Below are 22,206 nucleotides of genomic sequence, written 5' to 3'. Positions count from 1 at the left end.
GGTGAAAACTTTCCCAAGTGGCTAAGTTTTACTTTTCCCAAGCCGAAAAGGGTATATAGTTAGCAGCATGGCTAAGCATGATCCACACCTGGACCTTCTGTTCCACGCCCTGTCCGATCCGACCCGGCGCATGATGCTGAACCAGTTGGCCAAGGGCCCGGCTCCGGTTTCGGAGCTGGCCGGGCCGTCGGGGTTCAAGCTTCCGACGATCCTGCGGCACCTGTCGGTGCTGGAAGAGGCGGGCCTGGTCGCCACGCAGAAGGACGGCCGCGTCCGGTCCTGCGCGTTCCAGCCCAAGGCCTTGCAGCCGATGACCGACTGGCTGGACGAGCAGCGCAAGGTCTGGGAGTCGCGGCTGGATCGGCTGGACGACTATGTCACGAAACTTATGAAGGAACGCGAGCAATGACCCCCGATCTGGACCCTGCGACCGACCTCAGCTTCACCCGCACCCTGGCCGTGCCCCGCGCGCTGGTCTGGGAGTGCTGGACCGAGCCGAAGCACATCCCTCATTTCTTCGTGCCGAAGCCGCACAAGGTGACGGCGGTGGACATCGACCTGCGGGTCGGCGGGCGGTTCAACACGTCCTTCGATGTGGACGGCAACGTGATGGACAACAAGGGCGTCTACCTGGAAGTGGTTCCGGGCGAAAAGCTTGTGTTCACCGACGCTTATACCGAAGGCTGGAAACCTGCGCCGGAACCCTTCATGACCGCGATCCTGCTTCTGTCCGACGCGCCCGGCGGCGGCACGACCTATACCGCGATCGCCCGGCACCGCAGCCCCGAAACCAAGGCGGCGCATGAGGACATGGGCTTTTTCGATGGCTGGGGCACGGTGGTGACGCAGCTTGAGGACTATGCCAAGGGGCTGGTGAAATGAGCCGCGACCTTCCCGCTGACCGCTTCGCCACGCTGACCTTCCAGCGCAAGGTCGCGGCCCCGGTGGCGACGCTCTACGCGGCCTGGACCTCTCCGGCCGCGCGGGCGGTCTGGGCCGCGCCCACGCCGTCGGTGACGGTGGAATTCCTGGAAGCCGATGCCCGCGTCGGGGGCCGCGAAGTCTTGTTGTGCAAGGTGGCCGGCGAGCCCGATCTGCGGGTCGAGGGCGGCTGGCTGGACCTGGTGCCAGAGACCCGCTCGGTCGGGTATGAGGTCGTCTCGAAAGAGGGCGACCGCCAGTCCGCCGCGCTGGTCACGGCCGATTTCGCGCAGGCGGGCGACGAAAGCCGGATCACGGTGACGGTCCAGCTGGCCTCGCTGGCCGAGGATATGACCGAGGGCTATCGGCAGGGCTTCGATGCCGGGATGGCGAACCTGGGCGGGGTGGCCGAGCGGACGATGGTGCTGCAACGGCTGATCAAGGCCCCGGTCCCGGTGGTCTGGGGTGCCTGGATGGACGCGGAGTCCTTGCCGAAATGGTGGGGGCCGGAGGGGTTTTCCTGCCGAACCTCGCGGATCGACCTGCGGGCCGGGGGCGAATGGGTGTTCGACATGATCGGGCCGGACGGGACGGTCTTTCCGAACCACCACAAATACGGCGCCGTGATCCCCGAGGCACGGCTGGATTACACTCTGCACTGGGGCGAGAACGGGCCGAAGCACGCCGATGCCTGGGCGTCGTTCGACGATCTGGGCGGGGCGACCCTGGTGACGCTGGGCATGGTCTTTGCGACCGGACAGGAGTTCCGGGACGCCAAGGGCTTTGGCGCCGAGGCGCTTGGGTTGCAGACCCTGGGCAAGCTGGCGCGGATCGTCGGGGCAGACTGACGCGGCGATGGGGGGCGGAATTCCGAAGGGGAATTCCGTCACGATTTCCGTTCGGAAATCGCCTTGCGCCCGGCCCGGCAGCGGTCCGAGCAATAGCGGACCTCATCCCAGACCTTTTCCCATTTCTTCCGCCAGGTGAAAGGCTTGCCGCAAGTCGCGCAGGTCTTTTGCGGCAGGTCGGATTTCCTCACGCCCTTTGGCATCCTAAAGGTCCAGCGTCAGTTGTGCCGACGAAGCGCGGCGGCGGGGGGTGCGGTCGTTGACGAAGCGCGCATCGGCCCGGCTGGCGTGGCGCTGGACGATCTGCGCGGCGGTGGGGGCAAAGCCGGGGGCGCGGCGGGCGGTCCAGACCGCATCACGCGCGGCACGGGCGGCGGTGGCGATGTCGATGATCGGCTCGGGGTAGCGGTGGCCAAGCAGGCGGCGCGCCTCGGGCCATTTCCAGGGTTCGTGCAGGAAGGCGTCGGGAACCGGGGCCAGTTCGGGCAGCCAGCGGCGAGTGAAGGCGCCGGTCGGGTCCTGGTCCAGGCCTTGTTTGACCGGGTTGTAGATCCGGGGGATGTTGATTCCGGTCGTGCCCGATTGCATCTGGACCTGCGGCCAATGGATGCCGGGTTCGTAATCGGTGAACATCCGCGCCAGGTGCTGGCCCGTCACCCGCCAGTCCAGCCACAGGTGATAGGAGGCGACCGAGGTCACCATCGCCCGCATCCGGAAGTTCAGCCAGCCCGTCGCGCGCAGGTAGCGCAGGCAGGCGTCCAGGAAGGGCAGGCCGGTCTCGCCGTTGCACCACGCGGTCAGGCGGGCCGGGTCGCTGTCGCGGGGGCGGGTGACAGCCAGGGGATGCAGGTCGCGCAACTCGATCGAGGGCTGATCCTCCAGCTTCTGCATGAAGTGGTCGCGCCAGGCCAGGCGCGACTGGAAGCTGGAGAGTGCGCCGCCCCAGCGGCCGCCCGGACGCTCGGCCTGCCGGATGGTGGTGGTCTGGACCCCTTCTCGCAGGCTCAAAGTGCCCCAGGCTAGGTGTGGCGAGAGGCGCGAGCAGGCACGTTCCGCCGTCAGCGGCGAGGACATGGCGGTGCGATAGGGCTCTCCCCGCCGGGTCAGGAAGCTGTCCAGAAGCTCCAACGCGCGGGTGCGGCCGCCAAGCTGGCGATGCGGGCAGGGGTCGGGTGGCAGCTTCAGGGCCCGGGCGGTGGGGATCTGGCCGGGTTCCACCCCCGACACGGCACGGAGGGCGGGCAGGGGCAGGAACGGCTGCGACATGAACCCGTCGCGCCGGGACGCCCAGCCGTCGCGGTTTGGCAGACGCCGGGTGACACCGGACTGCGGCACCTCGGCCCAAGGGATGCCGGCCTGCCGCGCCCAGGCAGCGACGGCGCGGTCGCGGGCATAGCTGGCAAGGTTCCCCGTCTCCTCATGGCTGACGATGCGGGCGATGTGGTGCTGGCGGCACAGGCGGTCCAGCACCTCCACCGCCTCGCCCACCCGGACGATGAGGGGCAGGCCCAGGGCCGCCATCGCCTCGCGCAGGTCGGCCAGGCTTTCGGCGACAAAGTCCCATTGCCGGGCCGAGGCATCCGGCAGCGACCAGAGCGAAGGTTCCACCACAAAGACCGGCAGGACCGGGCCAAGGCCTGCCGCCAGGGTCAGCGCCGGATGGTCATGCGTGCGCAGGTCGCGTTTCAGCCAGACAAGAACATTCATGGAACATAGATGTAGCGTCTGCCCCGGATTCGTAAAGCACCCATTGCGCGCTGCCCCCTACTTGCACGCGCGGACCAAGGGCTTAGCTTGTCGGGAAAGGAGTCTTCGCATGACCGACGCGCCTGCCACCGTCCATCTGGCCGATTACCAGCCCTTCACCCATCTGGTGAACGGGGTGGAACTGACCTTCCGGCTGGCGCCCCAGGCGACGCGGGTTCTGGCCCGAATCCGCTTTGCCCCGAACCCGGCGCGCCCCGGGGTCCATCCGTTGCGGCTGGACGGCGAAGGGCTGCGCCTGCTTGCCTGCAGCGTGGACGGCCAGCAGGTCCAGGCTGCGCTGGACGCCAAGGGCATGACGATCTCGGCCGCCGACCTGCCGCCGGATGGCTTTCTGCTGGAGACCGAGGTCGAGATCGCGCCCGCGGACAATACCGCGCTCGAGGGGCTTTACATGTCGAAGGGCATGTACTGCACCCAGTGCGAGGCCGAGGGCTTTCGCAAGATCACCTACTACCCCGACCGACCCGACGTTATGGCGCGGTTCAAGGTGCGGATCGAGTCCGACCTGCCGATCCTCTTGTCGAACGGCAATCCGGTCGCCAAGGGCAAGGGCTGGGCCGAGTGGGACGATCCCTGGCCGAAGCCGGCCTATCTTTTCGCGCTGGTCGCGGGCGAGTTGCGGGCGCGGTCGGGCCGGTTCCGCACCTTCTCGGGCCGCAAGGTCGACCTGAACATCTGGGTCCGTCCGGGGGACGAGGACCGCTGCGCCTATGCGCTGGACGCGCTGGTCAGGTCGATGAAATGGGAAGAAGAGGTCTATGGCCGCGAATACGACCTGGACGTGTTCAACATCGTCGCGGTCGACGACTTCAACATGGGCGCGATGGAGAACAAGGGGCTGAACATCTTCAACTCCCGCTATGTCCTGGCCTCGCCCGAGACCGCGACGGACGACGATTTTGCCCGGATCGAGGCGATCATCGCGCATGAGTATTTTCACAACTGGACCGGCAACCGGATCACCTGCCGCGACTGGTTCCAGTTGTGCCTGAAAGAGGGGCTGACGGTCTTTCGCGACCATCAGTTCAGCGGCGACATGCGGTCTGGCGCCGTGCGGCGGATCGAGGATGTGGTGGTCCTGCGCGCCCGCCAGTTCCGCGAGGATGCCGGGCCGCTGGCCCATCCGGTGCGGCCGGAAAGCTTTGTCGAGATCAACAACTTCTACACCGCCACGGTCTACGAGAAGGGGGCCGAGGTCATCGGCATGCTGAAGACCCTGGTCGGGGACGACAGCTATAAACGCGCGCTGGACCTGTATTTCGACCGGCATGACGGGGATGCGGCCACGATCGAGGACTGGCTGAAGGTTTTCGAGGATGCGACCGGCCGCGACCTGGCGCAGTTCAAGCTGTGGTATTCCCAAGCCGGGACGCCGCATCTGAAGGTGGCCGAGGATTGGGCCGACGGGGTCTATACGCTGACCTTCACCCAGACCAACCCGCCCACACCGGGCCAACCGAAAAAGGCACCCAAGGTGATTCCGATCAACCTGGGCCTGCTGAACCCGAACGGGGACGAGGTGCTGCCCACCACCACGCTGGAGATGACCAAGGCCAAGCAGTCCTTCCGCTTTGAGGGGCTGGCGGCGCGGCCCATCCCTTCGATCCTGCGCGGGTTTTCCGCGCCCGTGGTCCTGGACCGCAAGGCCCCGCCCGAAGAGCGGGCGTTCCTCTTGGCGCATGACACCGACGCCTTCAACAAATGGGAGGCGGGACGGGCGCTGGCCAAGGACGTGATGGCAGAAATGGCATTGAAGGGCGCGCCGGTCAGCCGCGCCTGGCTGGATGCCGTCGCGGCGGTCACTTTTGACGAAAGCCTGGACCCGGCCTTCCGGGCGCTGTGCCTGCGCCTGCCGGGCGAGGATGACATGGCGCAGACGATCCATGCGCTGGGCCGCGTGCCCGACCCGGCCAAGATCCACGCCGCCCGGCGCGAGATGTCGGGGGCCCTGGCCGTCCGGCTGGGCGAAGGATTGTCGCAGCTTTACAAGGCGCTGGATGACGGCGCGCCCTTCAGCCCCTCGGCCGCGCAGGCGGGGCGGCGGGCGCTGCGGCTGGCGGCGCTGGCGCTTCTGACGCGGCGGGACGGGGGCAAGCTGGCCGCCGCCGCCTATGCCGCCGCCCGCAGCATGACCGAGGAGATTGGCGCCCTGTCCGCGCTGCTGGATATCCGCGAGGGCGAAGCCGAGTTGCAGGCCTTTGCCGACCGCTGGGGCAAGGACGCCAATGTCATGGACAAGTGGTTCGCGCTGCAGATCGCCCATGCCGAACCGGCCGAAGCGGCAGCGCTGACCGGCCGCCTGACCGCACGGCCCGATTTCGACTGGAAAAACCCCAACCGCTTCCGTTCGGTCATCGGGGCCTTGGCGGCGAACCACGCAGGCTTCCACCACCGGTCGGGCGAGGGGTACCGGATGGTTGCGGACTGGCTATTGCAACTGGACCCGCTGAACCCGCAGACGGCGGCGCGGGTGTCCACCGCCTTTGAGACCTGGCCGCGCTATGACGCGTCACGCCGCAAGCGGGCAAAGTCTGAACTGGAACGTATCCTGGATGCCCCGAACCTGAGCGGCGATCTGCGCGAGATGGTGGAGCGGATGCTGGCGGCGGGCTAGTCAGGCCGGCATCTGGGGCGGGGGCAAGAGTTTTCGAAAACTCTTGCAAAATCCTTTGAAGGATTTTGGTCCCGGACGCCCCGGCCCACCCCGGTTAAACAGTCAGGTCGCCTTGCAGTAGGGCTGCGCGCGGGTCCAGGCCGCCATAGCGGCACGCTTTTCAGCCGAGCGCAGCGGGGCCCAGTCGCGGCCGATCCCACGGTTGCCGCCGCCGGCCACCAGGTTGTCCTTGGCGACCTGGGTCGACATGATCTCAACCGCGCATTCAAGGTTCTGCTCGCCGTCTTTCAGCGCGTTGACCGACGTCGCCTCGCAGCCATAATTCACGGCCGAGCGTGGCGAAATCTGCATAAGACCGATCCAGCGCCCACCCCCGCCAGAAGCGTTTTCGTTCCAGGTGCTTTCATATTTGGCCACCGCCGACAGGAGCCCGACCCAGAAGGCCCGACGCTCTTCGACCGAGGCTTCGGGATAGCCTGGGCACCAGGTTTCAATATCGGCCGGCACGCGCTGCGACAGAATCGGGTCCTTGGTCGAGATGGCGACCATGGTCGATTCGGTCCATTCCTCGGCCTCGGGATGGTGATCCCACTGCATCGGCGGGGCGACGAAGGACATTTGGTCCTCGGTGTTCATCGGAACGCAGCCTGCCAGCGAAGTTACCGCAACCATTGCCGAAATTCCGGCAAGCCGCCAGGACCTGACACCTGAAATCCACCGCATTTCCATCATTCCGCCCTGATCTAAGCCATGCTGTACACAATGGCAGCCCGTGAACTGCCCAGGAATTCCAGTGATGCTGATTACCCCCTCGCTTCTGCATGTGAAAACCCGCACCGGCCGGCATCGGCAGGAAGACGCCGTTGTGCTGCAGGCAGGCGGTGCCGGCTCGGGGTTCCGGGTGGAGGGGTTGGGGGCCGATCTGGTGCTGTCGCGGCTGGACGCGACGGTGATGCGGGTGGGGCCGGAAGCGACCGAATGGCATTGCGTGCGGGCCGATCACGCGGCCATGGCGGATGCGGGCGAATGGGCCGACCTGCTTGAGGCGCTGCGCTATGCCGACCAGGAACGCACCATGGCCTCGGGTGGGCGGCGCGTCGCGGCCCTGATCAGCGAAGGTGTCCGCACCATCCTGGCCGAGGCGTTGGCCCGCCAGGATTGGCGCGGCGCGCGGGCGGAACTTGACCGGTTTGAAGCCGTGATGGCCATGCACCCCGAGAACTACGCCGCAGCGCATCTTCTGGCGCAGGCGCATCTCGACATCGGCGCGGCGATGCTGGCGGCCGCAAGCCAGGGCCAGTTGTCGCGCGACCTGATTGCAGAAAGTTCCGCACATTACGCCGCAGCCGAGGATATCCTGACCGCCTTCGACCCGATCGAACAACTGTCTCCGCTGCTGGCCGGCAGTCGCTATCTGTTGGTCCGCGGGATTGAGGACGGGGCCGATCTGTGCCGCGACTGGTTCGAGGATTGGTGCGATCTGGACCCCGAGGATGCGACCGTCCATGCCACGCACGCGGTCCACCTTCTGCCCGACTGGTTCGGCACCCTGGGCGCCTTCGAGAAAGAGGCCCGCCGCGCCGCGAACATGACCGCTGGCACCACCGGCCGTGCGGCCTATGCCATCTTCCACATCGCCGCCGCCGAGGCGCTGGGCGATTTCGTTCCGACGCTGGACCTGGAATTCTTCATCGAGGCGCTGGGCGACTATCAGGATGCGACCGGGTGCCAATACCGAGCCAACGTCGCCGCCAGCCTTCTGACGCGGATGGTCCATGACTACCGCGAGGCTGGACCGGCCGCGAACTGGCAGTTGACCAAGGCCCGCGCCGCCCTGTCGAACGTGATCTGGAACCGCCTGCGCGAAATCCATCTGGATTGCTGGATTCATGGTGCCGATGGCCTGGCCTATGCCTTGGCCGAGGTTTTTGGTCCCGCCCTTCAGCGCGGTGCGCGGATCGGACGCTGGGGCGAAGGACTGGGCAGCCGCATCCCGCGCCAGTGACGCCCCCTTGCCCCGCGCGGCCTTGCGGCCTAAACCCGGGCGCAAGACCGCAGTCCCGGAGGCGACCGATGCTTGACCTGACCTATACCGCGCCCACGCCCAAGGTGATCGCCGGGGCCAAGCATGACTGGGAGCTGGTCATCGGGATGGAAATCCACGCCCAGGTCTCGTCCAACGCCAAGCTGTTCTCGGGCGCCTCGACTGCCTTTGGGGCTGAACCGAACTCCAACGTCGCCTTCGTCGATGCCGCGATGCCGGGGATGCTGCCGGTCATCAACGAATTCTGCGTGGAACAGGCCGTCCGTACGGGCCTTGGCCTGAAGGCACAGATCAACCTGAGCTCGGCCTTTGACCGCAAGAACTATTTCTACCCCGACCTCCCGCAGGGCTATCAGATCAGCCAGCTTTACCACCCCATCGTGGGCGAGGGTGAAGTGCTGGTCGAGATGGCCCCCGGCGTCGCGCGTCTGGTGCGGATCGAGCGTATCCACCTGGAACAGGACGCCGGGAAATCCATCCACGACATGGACCCGAACCTGTCCTTCGTCGACTTCAACCGGACGGGCGTCGCGCTGATGGAGATCGTCAGCCGCCCCGACATCCGGGGACCCGAGGAAGCTGCCGCCTATGTCACCAAGCTGCGTCAGATCCTGCGCTATCTGGGCACTTGCGACGGCAACATGCAGAACGGCAACCTCCGCGCCGACGTCAACGTCAGTGTCTGCCGCCCCGGCCAGTATGAGAAGTACCAGGCCACCCAGGACTTCTCGCACCTGGGAACGCGGTGCGAGATCAAGAACATGAACTCGATGCGGTTCATCCAGGCCGCCATCGAATACGAGGCCCGCCGCCAGATCGCCATTCTGGAGGATGGCGGCAAGGTCGTGCAGGAAACCCGCCTCTATGACCCCGACAAGAACGAGACCCGCTCGATGCGGTCCAAGGAAGAAGCACACGACTACCGCTACTTCCCCGACCCCGACTTGCTGCCGCTTGAGATCGAGCAGGCCTGGGTCGACGACATTCACGCCAGGATGCCCGAACTGCCCGACGCCAAGAAGGCCCGCTTCATGGCCGATTACGGCCTGACCGACTATGACGCCAACGTCCTGACCGCCGAGCTCGACAGCGGCCGCTATTTTGATGAGGTGGCAAAGGGCCGCGACGGCAAGATGGCCGCGAACTGGGTCATCAACGAGCTTTTCGGCCGCCTGAAGAAGGAAGGGCACGACATCACGTCAAGCCCGGTTTCGGCTGCGCAACTGGGCGGGATCATCGACCTGATCGCCGCCGGCACCATCAGCGGCAAGATGGCCAAGGACCTGTTCGAGATCGTCTACACCGAAGGCGGTGACCCGGCGGCCATCGCCGAAGCGCGCGGCATGAAGCAGGTCACCGACACCGGTGCCATCGAAAAAGCGGTGGACGAGATTATCGCCGCCAACCCCGAACAGGTGGAAAAAGCCAAGGCAAATCCAAAGCTTGCCGGCTGGTTTACCGGCCAGGTCATCAAGGCCTCGGGCGGCAAGGCGAATCCGGCCACGGTCAACGCGTTGGTGGCGAAGAAACTGGGGCTCTGATCCGGCCCGGCGGGCAAGGACCCGCCGGAAACATTTGCGTTATTTGCCGACTTCGTGAAAATCGCCTATCAGATCTGCCAACACAGGCAGGAGACGCCCGATGCTGCGGTTTGAGTACAAGGTCATCCCAGCCCCGAAGCGGGGCGAAAAGGCGCGCGGTGTCAAGACGACCGAGGATCGCTTTGCCCTAGCGCTGACGCTGCTGATGAACGAGCTTGGTGCAGACGGGTGGGAGTATGTGCGCTCTGACGCGCTGCCCTGCGAAGAGCGGGTCGGTCTGACCGGGACGAAGACCAACTACCAGAACATGCTGGTCTTTCGCCGCACCCTCGCCTCGGCGGCCGCCACGCCTTCGGGCGCACGGCTGATGCTGCAAGAGCCGCAGGCCGGACCCACCCCGCGTCTTGGGCCAGCCGAACTGCCGGTTCCCGCCTCGGCGCCGTCGGTGGGTCCAGCAAAGCCCGAGCTTGCGGCCGAGTAATCAGCCCGCGGCCTTCAGCGCCATTGGCAGGGTTTCCTCAAGGATGTCAAGCGTCTGGTCGTCTCCCAGGCTGATGCGGATGCATCGGTCGAGGGGGGCGAGACCGGGCATCCGGATAAAGACGCCAAGCGTTCCCAACTCGGCCAGCACCTTCCGCGCGTGATCCCCGTCGCGGCCACAGTCGATGGTCACGAAATTGGTGGCCGAGGGCAGGGGGCGCAACCCGTTGGCGGTTGCGATAGCTGAAAGCCGGTCGCGCGCCGCAAGGGTCCGGCTTTGCACGCTTTTCAGCCAGTCCTGATCCGCCAGCGCCGCCAGCGCCCCGGCCTGGCTGATCCGCCCCATCCCGAAATGGTCGCGCACCTTGTCGAAGGCCAACGCCAGGTCCGGGTTGGTCACCGCATAGCCGACGCGGGCGCCCGCCAGACCGTAACCCTTGGAAAACGTGCGCATCCGAATGACCTGCGGATGGTCCGCCGGTATCATTGGCACCGTGCCGGGCGGGGCAAGGTCGGCATAAGCCTCGTCCAGGATCAGCAGGCTTTGCTCGGGCAGGTTCGCGACCATGTCCTCGATCACCGCGGCGGGATGGTGGCTGCCCATCGGGTTGTCTGGATTGGCCAGGTAAATCAGCTTGGCGCCAAGGGATTTTGCCTTAGAAACAAGTGCTTCCGTGTCCTCGTGGTCAGCCTTGTAGGGCACGCGCGTCAGCGCGCCACCATAGCCTGCGACGTGGAAGTTGAAGGTCGGATAGGCGCCAAGGCTGGTGACGACGGGGGTTCCCTCATCCAGCACCAGGCGACACACCAGACCCAGCAAGCCGTCGATCCCCGGCCCTACTGCGATATGGGCGGGCGTGACGCCATGGTGCGCCGCAAGCGCCTGCTTCAGATCATGATTTTCCGGGTCGCCATACATCCAGGCCCCTTCGGCCGCCGCCTTCATCGCATCGATTGCACGGGGCGAAGGGCCGAAAAGCGACTCGTTCGCGCCAAGGCGGGCACGGAAAGGAATGCCCGTCCGGCGCTCCAGCGCCTCGGGGCCGGTGAAGGGCACGGTCGACGGCAATTGCGCGGCGTGGGGGGTGAGAAAGCGGCTCATTCCGGCAGGCTGGCATGGGGCAGGGGGCTGCGCAAGAGGGGTGCTGCGGGCGGTCCGGTTAACGAAAGGTGAAGCGTCTGGAATGCGTCCGGCATCCGTCTGGCCGGACGGGGGCATCTTTTCAGACTGTGACTGTCGCCGTCAGGGCCGGAGCATGCGCCCAGTCGTCACCGCAGTCCCGCCAAGCCAAAGGCAGCGGCGGGCCGGTGCGCCCGGCTATGCCACCGCCCGCCTGCGGCTGCCGCCGCGGATCGGTTCCCTGAAAACCTATCCCAGGTCGGCAAGCCGCTTCAGCGCGTCCTGAATCTTGCTGGCTTCCTCCTGGCGGGCTTCCAGGTTCGCTTGCGCCTCCATCACCACATCCTCGGGTGCGGACTTGACGAAGTTCGGGTTGTCGAGCCGACCTTTCAGCCCGCCGATTTCCTTGGCCAACTTGTCCAGCGCCTTTTGCAGACGGGATTTCTCCTCGGCAATGTCGATCAGCCCCGCCAGCGGGATCGCGAAAGCAGCCCCTTCCGCCGCCACGGCGATGGAGCCCTTCGGGGCCACGCCTTCGGTGACTTGATCAACGCGGGCGAGGCGCTTGATCAGCGCCTCGTTCCGCTGGAACGCTTGCCGGGCCTCGTCGGTCAGGCTGGTCGCCACGAGGTCTGCCTTCAGCCCCACCGGCACATGCACCTGCGCGCGGGCGCTGCGGATATCGTCGATCAGCGTGGTGACGAAGGACATTTCCCGGTCGGCAGCCGCGTCGATCAGGCTTTGCGGCAGCGTCGGCCAATCCGTATGAACCAACAGCTTCTCGCGCTTCCCTGTCGTGCCCCACAGCTCTTCGGTGATGAACGGCATGAAGGGGTGCAGCAGGATCATCGACTGGTCGAGGACCCAGGCCATGGTTTGACGGGTTTCAGCGGCATCGGGGCCGTCGAACAGGGGTTTGGCGAATTCGACGTACCAGTCGCAGACCTTGCCCCAGACGAACTTGTAAAGCGCATCGGCGGCGGTGTCGAAGCGGAACGCCTCCATCGCCTCGTTGACCTCGGCCAGGGTGCGGGCGGTCTCGCCGATGATCCACTTGTTGGCGGTGGCCTTGGGGCTGGGGGCTGGGCCGGTCGCGTGACCCTCCCACACCCCGTTCATCTCGGCAAAGCGGCAGGCGTTCCACAGCTTGGTGCCGAAGTTCCGATAGCCGGCGAAGCGCTGGGTATCCAGCTTCAGCACGCCACCAAGGCTGGCCATCGCCGCATTGGCGAAGCGCAGCGCGTCGGCGCCGTATTCGTCGATGATCTCCAGCGGGTCGACGACGTTGCCCAAGGACTTCGACATCTTCTTGCCCTTGGCGTCGCGGACGAGGCCGTGCAGGTAGACGGTGTGGAACGGGATATCGTTCACCACGGCCAGCTGCATCATCATCATCCGGGCGACCCAGAAGAAGAGGATGTCCTGCCCCGTCACAAGGACCGACGAGGGGAAGTATTTCTTCAGTTCCTCGGTCTGTTCGGGCCAGCCGAGCGTGCCGATCGGCCAGAGGCCGGAGGAGAACCAGGTGTCAAGGACGTCGGGGTCGCGGCGTAGGCCCACCCGGTCAAGCTTTCTGCCCGAAGTACTGAACGTGTAACCTCTGATCGGAGCCTCATCGTTCCATTCATCAACGATGACATCCGAGCCGTAATAAGATTTCGCCATCGCCTGCGCTTCAGCGAAATTACTTGCGCAGAAACGCATTTCTGGACCGTGGTAGACGGCTGGATAAGCCTCGATTTCTTCAAGTGATGGCCCGTACCAAACCGGGATCTGGTGCCCCCACCAGAGCTGGCGAGAGATGCACCAGGGTTCAATGTTTTCCAGCCAGTGGTAATAGGTCTTCTCGCCCGAGGGCGGAATGATCTTCGTGCGGCCCGAGCGCACCGCCTCCAGCGCGGGTTCGACGATCTTGGCGGTGTCGACGAACCACTGGTCCGTCAGCATCGGCTCGATCACGACCTTGGAGCGGTCGCCGAAGGGCTGCATGATCGGCTTGGACTCGACATACGGCACCAGTTCCAGATGCTCGGCCCCGGTTTCCTTGTCGACGGATTTCTTCAGGGTGGTGACCGCCAGCCCCTCGGCTGTGATCGCCTCGACCACGCGCTTGCGGGCCTCATACCGGTCGAGGCCACGCAGGTCGTCGGGGACGAGGTTCAGGGCGTCGATCTCGGATTCAGACAGGGTGAAGGGCTGCTCGGCGATGCCGGGGGTGGCGTAGCCCTTGGCGACGAGCCAGGCGCGGGATATGCGGCCGGCGATCTCTGCCGCCTCGGCATAGGGCACCCCATCCGCCCGCATCTGGGCGCGGGTGTCCAGCAAACGGTAGCACGGGATATCGCCGCGCTTGGCGACGGCGTAGTCGTTGAAGTCATGCGCGCCAGTGATCTTGACGGCACCCGAGCCGAAGGTCGGGTCCGGATATTCGTCGGTGATGATCGGGATCAGGCGGCGGTGTTCGGCAGGCCCCACCGGGATTTCGCAAAGCTTCCCGACGATTGGCGCGTAACGTTCATCCGATGGATGAACTGCCACCGCGCCGTCGCCCAGCATGGTTTCAGGGCGCGTCGTGGCAATGGAGATGTAGTCCCGCGTCTCGCGCAGGGTCACATTCCCCTCGGCGTCCTTCTCGACGTATTCGTAGGTCTCCCCCCCGGCGAGTGGATACTTGAAGTGCCACATATGGCCAGGAACTTCGGTATTCTCGACCTCAAGATCGGAAATCGCCGTCTCGAAATGCGGGTCCCAGTTCACCAGCCGCTTGCCGCGGTAGATGAGGCCTTTGTTGTACATATCCACAAAGACCTTGATCACCGCGTCGTGGAAGTGTCCCGACATGGTGAACGCCTCACGCGACCAGTCCATCGAGGCGCCAAGCCGCTGGTCCTGCCCGACGATGGTGCCGCCGGACTGTTCCTTCCACTCCCACACCTTGGCGATGAACGCTTCGCGTCCCAGCGTACGGCGGTCGGGCTGCTGGTTCTTGGCCAGTTCCCGCTCCACCACCATCTGCGTCGCAATGCCGGCGTGATCGAGGCCGGGTTGGAACAGCGTGTCGTCGCCCATCATCCGGTGCCAGCGGATCAGGATGTCCATCAGCGTGTGGTTGAAGGCGTGCCCGACGTGCAGCGTGCCGGTGACATTGGGGGGCGGCAGCAGGATGCAGAAGGGCTTGCCGTCCGGCTTGGCGTTGGCGCCCGCCCGGAAGGCCTTGGCGTCAAGCCAGAGCTTCGAAATCCGGGCCTCGGCCTCGGCGGCGTTGAAGGTCTTTTCCATCGGCATTTGCGTTCCCCTACGGTCAGCGGGGTTCTAGCGTGACCTTGGCGGAAGGAAAAGCGTCAGAAGGGCGGCAGACCCATCAAGGCGCGCGCAAAGCACCACAACGTGAGGCCCGTAAACCCTGCCGCCGCCACCCAGACGGCCGCGCGGCTGCCGGTCAGGCCCGCCAAGGGGACGGCATGCAGGGCGTGGGTCGCCAGGAAGTGGGGCAGGCGCAGATCGCCGACCTCCGTCGACCAACCCATCAGGGGGAAGCGGGCCCCCGTGACGGGGGTGCCGATCAGGTGGCCGGTGCCCGAGGACATGGTGCCGGCAATCGGCACGGTCAGCAGGAAAGTCAGGATCAGCCCCAGCGCCACCGACAGCATCAGGGCGTCGGTGCGGTGCCGCCAGAAGGCCAGGCCCATCACCAGCGCCAGCGAGGTCAGGATCACCGCCGCCGCCCCCATCAGGCTGTAAAGCGGGGCCCAAAGGCCGGTCTGGTTGAAATGCGATGCGGTGCCTAGCGCCGCCGCGCTGCCGATCCAGGCAACCTCGGCAAGGATGCAGGCGGACACGACGCCAAGGTAGATCCGCCAGCGGCGCGAGGTGAAGGTGCCCTCGGGCAAAAGCATCGCGAACAGGGCCAGTGTGCCGGTATATACCGCCAGGGCCAGGTGGAACTTCAACGGCTTGAGCCAGATGTTGTCGCCTTGGAACTGCCGGTCGTCCAGGACATGTGCGGCCATCAGGGGCAGGGCGGCCAAGGCGACGAAAAGGGTCAGGCGCACAAGTTGCCGGTTCGGGGCCGAGACGGCCGCAAGACGTGGGGCGGCAAGGGTGGCGGTCATGGCAGGACCTTTCGGACAAAGGTGAAACGCAGGATCGCAAAGGCAAGCAACCCCGCAGGGCCGAAGAGGAACGTCAGCACCAGGCAGGGGATCACCGTCCAATGCGGGATGCCCTCGGCCCGGGCGGTGCGGACGGCCCAGGCGCCCAGGAACAGGTCAAAGGCCAGGTAGTGCAGCCACCCGGCCAGCGCGATCTGGGGGTGGGTGAACAGGGTTTGAACCTCGGCCAGACTGCCGAACCCGCCGGGAGCTTGCCACCAGAAAGCCAGGACCAGCCCGGCATAGGCCAGCGAGAGCAGAAGCGGGATCGCCGCCGCCGCCACCGCCTGCGCCGCGCGGGGCGCAAGCGGTGCCGCCAGCAGGGCGACCCAGCCCAGCAGGGCAAGCGGGTTGGCAAGTTGGAACAACTGGTCGGGGGGCATTGCGGCCTCATTTATCTTTACACTGTCAGGATGGGGCGGCGACTTGGCTGCGTCAAGAAAAATCTTTACGCTGGAAAGATGGACGGCTAGGTGTATGACATGGCGTCGAAACCCTATCATCACGGCGATCTGCGCGCGGCCCTTCTAAGCGCGGCCGAGGCCGAGTTGGCCGACCGGGGAATTGAAGGGTTCTCGCTGCGATCGGTCGCCAAGCGGGCCGGGGTCAGTCACGCGGCCCCCGCCCACCACTTTGGCGACGCCCAAGGCCTTTTGACCGCGCTGGCGGCCGAGGGGTTCCGCCGGTTTCAGGCCACACTGGATGCGCGCGAAGCGGGGGCTGCGGATGCGCGCGACCGCGCCGTGCGGGCGGGCCTGGGCTATATGGAGTTCGCGGTGGCCCGGCCGACGCTATTCCGGCTGATCTTCTCGTCCAAGAAGCCCGATTTCGCCGACCCCGAAATGCATGAGGCAGCCGAGGCGGCCTATCGCCATCTCGTCGGGCTGATTGACGACATGGGCGGCGGGCTTGCCGATGTCGCCGCGCTTTGGGCGATGAGCCACGGGCTGGCGGACCTGGCGGCGGGCCAGCGGATGCGCAGCCTGGCGGCCCTGTCCGAAGCCGAGCGCCAGGCAGTGTTGGGCGACCTGTTGCGGCGGGTGCTGCCGCCGGTCAGTCCAGTTGCAGGATCGGCGTGAAGCCGCCCCAGACCATCCGCTTGCCGTCGAAGGGCATCTCCATGCCTTCCATCGCCGGGTCGGCCATCATCTTGGCATAGGCGGCATCGCGCATCGCCTTGTCGGGCCAGGTCATCCAGCACAGGACCACCGTTTCGTCGTCCTTCAGGTCAACGGCGCGGCGAAAGTCGGTCTGCTGGCCTGCCGGCACGTCGTCGCCCCAGCCGACAACCAGCGACTGGGCGCCCATCTCGCGGAACCGGGGCCACCAGTGCTGTTCATGGGCGCGGTAGGTCTCCTGGTCGGACGTGCGGACCGGGATGAGGAATCCGTCGAAGTACATCGTCGCCTCCCTTTGGTTGGGCCGGGGGTAACCGCCGGGGCCGGGATCTGTTCCCTAGACGGCGCGGTCGATCTTGGTCGACAGGTGGATCAGGCTTTCGGAACTGCGCACCCCGGCCATCGCGCCGATCTGGTCCAGCACCTGGTCCAGCACCTGGGTGTTGGGGCAGGCGATCTGTACCAGAAAGTCGAATCGGCCCGAGGTGGTAAAAACCCGTTCGATTTCCGAGATCGACTTCAGCCGCGTCAGCACGGCCGCCTGCGAGCGCGGCTCGATCGTCAGAAGGACGCTGGCCCGCAGCCGGCCTTCACGCGCGCCTTCGCCCAGTTTCAGCGTGTAACCCGCGATCACGCCGCTGGTTTCCAGCCGTTCCAGCCGGGCCTGGATCGTGGACCGCGCCACCTTCAACCGCCGCGAGAGCGTGGCAACCGACATCCGCGCGTCGGCCCCCAGAAGCCCGATGATGTTGCGATCCAGCTCGTCCATTCAATCTGCCATCCTTTTCGTCATTATAACGAGGTTTGACCGCATTTATACAGTTTTGTTCGGTGAGTTTGTAACCCATATGCGGCATCCTCATTGCAGGAAAAGGGCGGCTCATACGCACCTGGCCTGGTTCACTTGAAACCACGCTGGTGCCCGGTCCCATGTCTTGCAAGGGGAAGGGCGAAGCGTCTTGTTGGCAAAGGGAAATACGCCGATGGGACTCTCCAAGACGATCTGGACCAATCCGACCGAGTATCTGAAGAACCAGCAGCCGGAGAATCCGGTGCTGTTCTTTGCACCCTCGGCCGCACAGGCTGCCGCGCGGCGATTCATCGACGGGTTTCCCGGTCTGGTGACCTATGCCGTCAAGTCCAACCCCGGTGAGGCGATGGTCGAAAACCTGGCCGCCGCGGGCATCCGGGGCTATGACTGCGCCAGCCCGTTCGAGATCGACCTCATCCGTCGCCTGGCACCCGATGCGGCGATCCACTACAACAACCCCGTGCGCTCGCGCGCCGAGATCGCCTATGCGGTCGAGCGTGGGGTGAAATCCTACAGCGTTGATTCCAAATCGGAACTGGCCAAGCTTATCGAGATGGTCCCGGTCGAGGGCACCGAAATCTCGGTCCGCTACAAGCTGCCGGTCGCCGGGGCGGCCTACAACTTCGGCGCCAAGTTCGGCGCCACGGTCGAGTTGGCGGTGGAGCTGCTGAAGGACGTGGCGGCAGCGGGTTACATCCCCTCGCTGACCTTCCATCCGGGCACACAATGCACCGATCCCCACGCCTGGGAGGCCTATATCCGCGAAGGCGCCAACATTGCGCGCGACGCTGGCGTGACCATCGCCCGGCTGAACGTCGGCGGCGGCTTCCCCAGCCACCGGATGAATGCGGTCGTGCCGCAGCTTGAGGAAACCTTCCAGCTGATCGACCGCGTCACGACCGAGGCGTTCGGCGCCGACCGGCCGCTTCTGGTCTGCGAACCGGGCCGGGCGCTGTGCGGTGACGCCTATGCTCTGGCGGCCCGCGTCAAGGCGCTGCGCGACGGGACGCATGTGTTCCTGAACGACGGCGTCTATGGCTCGCTCACCGAACTGCCGATGATCGGCGTGATCGACCGGATCGAGGTTCTGTCGCCCGAGGGCCAGAAGCGCAAGGCCGAAACCATGCCGCGCATCATCTTTGGCCCGACCTGCGATTCGGTTGACCGTCTGCCGGGCGAGATCCCGCTGCCGGCCGACTTGACCGAGGGTGACTTCGTGATCTGGCAGGGCATGGGGTCCTACTCCACCGTCACCAACACCCGGTTCAACGGGTTTGGCGACGTGCAGATGGCCACGGTGCTGTCGCTGAAACTCTGACCCCTTTTCCGGGGAAACGCGGGCGCCCGGCTGGACATTCCCGGCCGGGCGTCTAGCGTTTGCGGCCGGAGGTGCCGCATGGAGCAGCTGAGATTCGGAACGGCCCAGCCGCTGAAGCGGCGCGAGGACGTGCGGTTCCTGACCGGGACCGGCCGCTATGTGGCGGACCTTGTGCCGGCCGGGGCGTTGTGGGCGGTGTTCCTGCGCTCGGACTACGCACATGGCGAGATCGTCACGCTGGACGTGTCCGAGGCGCGCGCCATGCCCGGGGTGCATCTGGTGCTGACGGCCGAGGACCTGCTGGCGCGGGGCGTGAAGCTTGGCATGAAGGGCGAGCGGATCAAGGGCCGCGACGGGCAGCGGGGCCAGGGGCCGGAGCGCCCGGTGCTGGCGCAGGGCCGGGTCCGCTTCGTCGGCGAGGCGCTGGCCATGGTGGTGGCCGACACGCCCGAGGCCGCACGGGATGCGGTCGAGGTTATATCTTTTGATATCAACCCACTCGATGCGGCTCTTCACCTGAACTCTGAACACCCCGTCATCCACCCGGAAGCTCCTGGCAACCTGGCGCTGGACTTTGTCTTTGGCGACGAAGCCGCGACCGAAGCTGCGCTGAACGCGGCGACCCACCGCGTCGCGCTGGAGGTGATCCACAACCGCGTCACCGCCGCCCCGATGGAACCCCGCGCCGCCTTTGCCGAATGGGAGGGCGACCGGCTGCACCTTTGCGTCAACGGCCAGGGCGTCTGGACCCAGCGCAACGAGCTGTCGCGGATGCTGGGCCTCCCGCGTGAGGCGGTCCGGGTGACCAACCCCGACGTTGGCGGCGGTTTCGGGATGAAGGCGATGACCTACCCGGAATACGTCGTCCTGGCCGAGGCCGCGCGGGCCCTGGGCCGGCCGGTGGCCTGGGTCTCGACCCGGACCGAAGGGATGCTCACCGACAACGCTGGCCGCGATCTGGTAGCGCGGGTCGAGCTTGGCTTTGATGCCGACCACCGGATCACGGGCTATCGCGTCGACCTTGTGTCAAACCTTGGCGCCTACAATTCGCAGTTCGGACAGGGCATCCAGACGGAGCTTTTCGCCAAAGTGCTGACCGGCGTCTATGACATCCCCGCGGCCGCGCTGACGGCGCGCTGCGTCTATACCAACGCCACTCCGATCGACGCCTATCGCGGCGCCGGCCGGCCCGAGGCGATCCTGACCATCGAACGCGCGATGGACCAGGCGGCGCGAGTGCTCGGCGTCGATCCGGTGACCCTGCGCCAGAAGAACGTGATCCGCAGCTTTCCCCACCGCACGATGGAGGGGGAAGAGATCGACGGCGGCGACTTCGCGGGCCTCCTGGACACCGTTGCCCCCCGGATGCAGGGCTATGCCCAGCGTCAGGCCGAAAGCCGCGCCAGGGGGCTCGTGCGCGGGATCGGCCTAGCCTCGTATATCGAGGCGATCCTGGGGGCCCCGGACGAAATCGCCCGGCTGGTGCTGGACGCGGATGGCGGGGCCACCCTCTTTGTCGGCACCCAGTCGAACGGGCAGGGCCACGAAAGCGTCTATTCCCGCATGGTGGCCGAGGCGACGGGCATCCCGCAGGACATGGTGCGGATCGTCGAAGGCGACAGCGACCGGATCGGCAAGGGCGGCGGCACCGGCGGCTCGCGCTCGGTCACTGTGCAGGGCACGGCCACACGGGCGGCGGTCACCGCGATGATCGAGGCCTTCGAGGAGTTCCTGGTCGAGGAATGGGACGCAGCCGAGGTCAGCTTCACCGACCACCGCTTTGTCGCACCGGGGACCAACCACAGCATCACGCTGGCCGAGGCCGCAGCGCTGGCGCGGGCCAAGGCGCGGCAGGATCTGATCGACCGCAGCGAGAAGATCACACTGGACGGCCGGTCCTTCCCCAACGGCGTCCACCTGTGCGAGGTCGAGATCGATCCGCAGACCGGCCATCTGCGACTGGACCGTTACTCGGTTGTGGATGATTTCGGCGTGCTGGTCGCGCCGAACCTGGTGGAGGGGCAGGTGCATGGTGGCATCGCGCAGGGCTTTGGCCAGGCGGTTACCGAATGGCTGGTCCAGGACGACAGCGGCCAGGTGGTGACCGCCAGCTTCATGGATTATGCCATGCCGCGCGCCACCGACTTGCCGATGTTCTCCTTCGCCGAGCAGGGGGTGCCGACGCGAACCAACCCCCTGGGCATGAAAGGCTGCGGCGAGGCGGGAACCGTCGGCGCGCTGGCCGCGATATCCAATGCGGTAAGGGACGCCCTGGCGCCGCTGGGGGTCGACCGGGTTGACATGCCGTTCACCCCGTCCCGGATCTGGACCTGGATCAAGGAGGCCCGCCACGCGCCTGTTTGACCGCCTGCGCAGCTTTTTCCGCCGCGCCCCCGAAGTTACGGCGGAACCCGCCCCCGCGCCCGAACCGGGCCGGGTGCGCGGCCGGGTGGACCATGTGGTGATCCTGGACGGGACCATGTCCAGCCTGGAGCCGGGGCATATCGGCAATGCGGGCCTTCTGTTCCAGCTGTTGCACGAGGCCGGAGTCCACGCGCATCGTCGGCTGTACTACGAGCCCGGCATGCAATGGGAGGGCTGGCTGCGCGGTCTGGCGCTGATCGAGGGGCGGGGGATCGCGCCGCAGATCCGCCGCGCCTATGGCTGGCTCGCCTCGGGTTATCGCGAGGGGGACCGGATCTTTCTGTTCGGCTATTCGCGCGGGGCTTTCGCCGTGCGCTCGCTGGCCGGGGTGATCGACCGCGTGGGGCTTTTGAAACGCGAACATGCGACTGAACGGGCGGTGACGCTGGCCTGGCGGCACTATGAACGCGCGCCCGACAGCACGGCGGCCCAGGCTTTTGCCCGCCGCTTCTGCCACCTGGAGGCGCCGATCGAGATGGTGGGGGTCTGGGATACGGTCAAGGCACTGGGATTGCGGCTGCCGTTCTTCTGGCTGTTCGCCGCAGACCGCTATGCCTTCCACAGCCACCACCTTGGCGCCAGCATCCGGCACGGCTTTCACGCGCTGGCGCTGGACGAAACCCGCATGGCGTTTGAACCCGTCTTGTGGGACTGCCCGCCAGGCTGGGAGGGCAACGTGGAGCAGGTCTGGTTCCGCGGCGCGCATGGCGATGTCGGCGGACAGATCGGGGGATTCGAGCCGGCCCGGGCGCTGTCGAATATCCCTCTGGTCTGGATGCTGGAACGGGCCGAGGCGCTGGACCTGACGCTGCCCGAAGGCTGGCGCGACCGCTATGCCTGCGACCCAGAGGCACCAATGGTCGGCACCTGGAAAAGCTGGGGCAAGGCCTTCCTCTGGCGCCGGCGCCGGGTCATCGGGCGGGACCGGTCGGAACGGCTGCATCCGACCGCCACCCCCACTGCCGGCGCACGCTGGCCGCGCGGCCTGCCGGCAGAGTGACCGATTTCCGAACGGAAATCGGACCGGAATTCGTTCGAATTCCGGCCCC

At 66.2% G+C, this 22,206-nt stretch carries 20 protein-coding genes; 11 read left to right on the top strand and 9 right to left on the bottom strand.

Annotated features, from left to right (window positions below; genetic code table 11):
- The first annotated feature begins 67 nt into the window (after positions 1-67).
- Genes CXR42_RS06155 through CXR42_RS06145 form a run of 3 tightly spaced genes read left to right on the top strand, consistent with a single transcriptional unit; the run spans position 68 to position 1,769 of the window.
- Entirely contained in the window at positions 68-409 is a 342-nt protein-coding gene (locus tag CXR42_RS06155; RefSeq protein WP_103256557.1) for an ArsR/SmtB family transcription factor, read from the top strand.
- Entirely contained in the window at positions 406-882 is a 477-nt protein-coding gene (locus tag CXR42_RS06150) for an SRPBCC family protein (protein WP_103256556.1), read from the top strand. Before CXR42_RS06155 ends, CXR42_RS06150 begins: the two co-directional genes overlap by 4 nt.
- Positions 879-1,769, top strand: coding sequence for an SRPBCC domain-containing protein (locus CXR42_RS06145; RefSeq protein ID WP_103256555.1), 891 nt, complete (start codon positions 879-881; stop codon positions 1,767-1,769). The genes CXR42_RS06150 and CXR42_RS06145 overlap by 4 nt, the downstream gene beginning before the upstream one ends.
- Before the next feature lie 38 nt (positions 1,770-1,807).
- On the opposite strand, the gene CXR42_RS06140 is transcribed toward CXR42_RS06145, so the two are convergent.
- Together CXR42_RS06140 and CXR42_RS06135 are read right to left on the bottom strand one after the other, a co-directional pair.
- Positions 1,808-1,960 (bottom strand): DUF2256 domain-containing protein, encoded by a 153-nt coding sequence (locus CXR42_RS06140; RefSeq protein ID WP_425444842.1) that lies wholly within the window; start codon positions 1,958-1,960, stop codon positions 1,808-1,810.
- A gap of 13 nt (positions 1,961-1,973) precedes the next feature.
- The gene (locus tag CXR42_RS06135; protein ID WP_103256553.1) at positions 1,974-3,476 is read right to left on the bottom strand and encodes an FAD-binding domain-containing protein; all 1,503 of its coding nucleotides are present in this window, start codon (positions 3,474-3,476) and stop codon (positions 1,974-1,976) included.
- A gap of 109 nt (positions 3,477-3,585) precedes the next feature.
- Here CXR42_RS06135 and pepN point away from each other — a divergent pair, with 109 nt between their 5' ends.
- Positions 3,586-6,150: an aminopeptidase N gene (gene pepN, locus CXR42_RS06130; RefSeq protein WP_103256552.1), complete on the top strand. Its 2,565-nt coding sequence runs from the start codon at positions 3,586-3,588 to the stop codon at positions 6,148-6,150.
- A 102-nt stretch (positions 6,151-6,252) separates the two neighbouring features.
- Here pepN and CXR42_RS06125 read toward each other — a convergent pair whose 3' ends face one another.
- Positions 6,253-6,768, bottom strand: a complete 516-nt coding sequence (locus CXR42_RS06125; RefSeq protein WP_245875349.1) for a transglycosylase SLT domain-containing protein — start codon at positions 6,766-6,768, stop codon at positions 6,253-6,255.
- 178 nt (positions 6,769-6,946) lie between these two features.
- Here CXR42_RS06125 and CXR42_RS06120 point away from each other — a divergent pair, with 178 nt between their 5' ends.
- From CXR42_RS06120 to CXR42_RS06110, 3 genes are all read left to right on the top strand, one after another.
- The gene (locus tag CXR42_RS06120) at positions 6,947-8,155 is read left to right on the top strand and encodes a hypothetical protein (protein ID WP_103256550.1); all 1,209 of its coding nucleotides are present in this window, start codon (positions 6,947-6,949) and stop codon (positions 8,153-8,155) included.
- Between the two features lie 68 nt (positions 8,156-8,223).
- The gene (gene gatB, locus CXR42_RS06115) at positions 8,224-9,735 is read left to right on the top strand and encodes an Asp-tRNA(Asn)/Glu-tRNA(Gln) amidotransferase subunit GatB (protein WP_103256549.1); all 1,512 of its coding nucleotides are present in this window, start codon (positions 8,224-8,226) and stop codon (positions 9,733-9,735) included.
- Positions 9,736-9,835: 100 nt separating this feature from the next.
- On the top strand, positions 9,836-10,216 hold the full coding sequence (locus CXR42_RS06110; RefSeq protein WP_103256548.1) for a DUF4177 domain-containing protein: 381 nt from the start codon (positions 9,836-9,838) through the stop codon (positions 10,214-10,216).
- Here the strand turns inward: CXR42_RS06110 and CXR42_RS06105 are convergent, their stop codons facing one another.
- The 4 genes from CXR42_RS06105 to CXR42_RS06090 form a co-directional block, all read right to left on the bottom strand.
- Positions 10,217-11,317 (bottom strand): pyridoxal phosphate-dependent aminotransferase, encoded by a 1,101-nt coding sequence (locus CXR42_RS06105; RefSeq protein WP_103256547.1) that lies wholly within the window; start codon positions 11,315-11,317, stop codon positions 10,217-10,219.
- A 267-nt stretch (positions 11,318-11,584) separates the two neighbouring features.
- Positions 11,585-14,620, bottom strand: coding sequence for a valine--tRNA ligase (locus CXR42_RS06100; RefSeq protein WP_103256546.1), 3,036 nt, complete (start codon positions 14,618-14,620; stop codon positions 11,585-11,587).
- Between the two features lie 56 nt (positions 14,621-14,676).
- On the bottom strand, positions 14,677-15,447 hold the full coding sequence (locus CXR42_RS06095) for a hypothetical protein (RefSeq protein ID WP_103256545.1): 771 nt from the start codon (positions 15,445-15,447) through the stop codon (positions 14,677-14,679).
- Complete coding sequence (locus CXR42_RS06090) at positions 15,444-15,869, bottom strand: ABA4-like family protein (RefSeq protein ID WP_103256544.1); 426 nt, start codon at positions 15,867-15,869, stop codon at positions 15,444-15,446. The genes CXR42_RS06095 and CXR42_RS06090 overlap by 4 nt, the downstream gene beginning before the upstream one ends.
- Positions 15,870-15,968: 99 nt before the next feature.
- Here CXR42_RS06090 and CXR42_RS06085 point away from each other — a divergent pair, with 99 nt between their 5' ends.
- Positions 15,969-16,565, top strand: coding sequence for a TetR/AcrR family transcriptional regulator (locus tag CXR42_RS06085; RefSeq protein WP_103256543.1), 597 nt, complete (start codon positions 15,969-15,971; stop codon positions 16,563-16,565).
- Here CXR42_RS06085 and CXR42_RS06080 read toward each other — a convergent pair.
- A complete protein-coding gene (locus CXR42_RS06080; protein ID WP_103256542.1) occupies positions 16,540-16,887 on the bottom strand; it encodes a DUF1428 domain-containing protein in 348 nt (115 codons plus the stop codon). The two genes, CXR42_RS06085 and CXR42_RS06080, sit on opposite strands and share 26 nt — an antisense overlap.
- A gap of 54 nt (positions 16,888-16,941) precedes the next feature.
- Entirely contained in the window at positions 16,942-17,373 is a 432-nt protein-coding gene (locus tag CXR42_RS06075; protein WP_103256541.1) for an Lrp/AsnC family transcriptional regulator, read from the bottom strand.
- Positions 17,374-17,587: 214 nt separating this feature from the next.
- Between CXR42_RS06075 and CXR42_RS06070 the strand changes: the two genes are divergently transcribed.
- From CXR42_RS06070 to CXR42_RS06060, 3 genes are all read left to right on the top strand, one after another.
- Positions 17,588-18,733, top strand: a complete 1,146-nt coding sequence (locus tag CXR42_RS06070) for a type III PLP-dependent enzyme (RefSeq protein ID WP_103256540.1) — start codon at positions 17,588-17,590, stop codon at positions 18,731-18,733.
- A 78-nt stretch (positions 18,734-18,811) separates the two neighbouring features.
- A complete protein-coding gene (locus CXR42_RS06065; RefSeq protein WP_103256539.1) occupies positions 18,812-21,097 on the top strand; it encodes a xanthine dehydrogenase family protein molybdopterin-binding subunit in 2,286 nt (761 codons plus the stop codon).
- Positions 21,090-22,157, top strand: a complete 1,068-nt coding sequence (locus CXR42_RS06060) for a DUF2235 domain-containing protein (protein WP_103257059.1) — start codon at positions 21,090-21,092, stop codon at positions 22,155-22,157. The genes CXR42_RS06065 and CXR42_RS06060 overlap by 8 nt, the downstream gene beginning before the upstream one ends.
- Positions 22,158-22,206 lie beyond the last annotated feature (49 nt).

This window comes from Tabrizicola aquatica (assembly GCF_002900975.1).
Classification (GTDB): Bacteria; Pseudomonadota; Alphaproteobacteria; order Rhodobacterales; family Rhodobacteraceae; genus Tabrizicola; species Tabrizicola aquatica.
The sequence above is the reverse complement of the archived record's forward strand: the minus strand, read 5'-3'. Positions and strand labels throughout refer to the sequence as shown.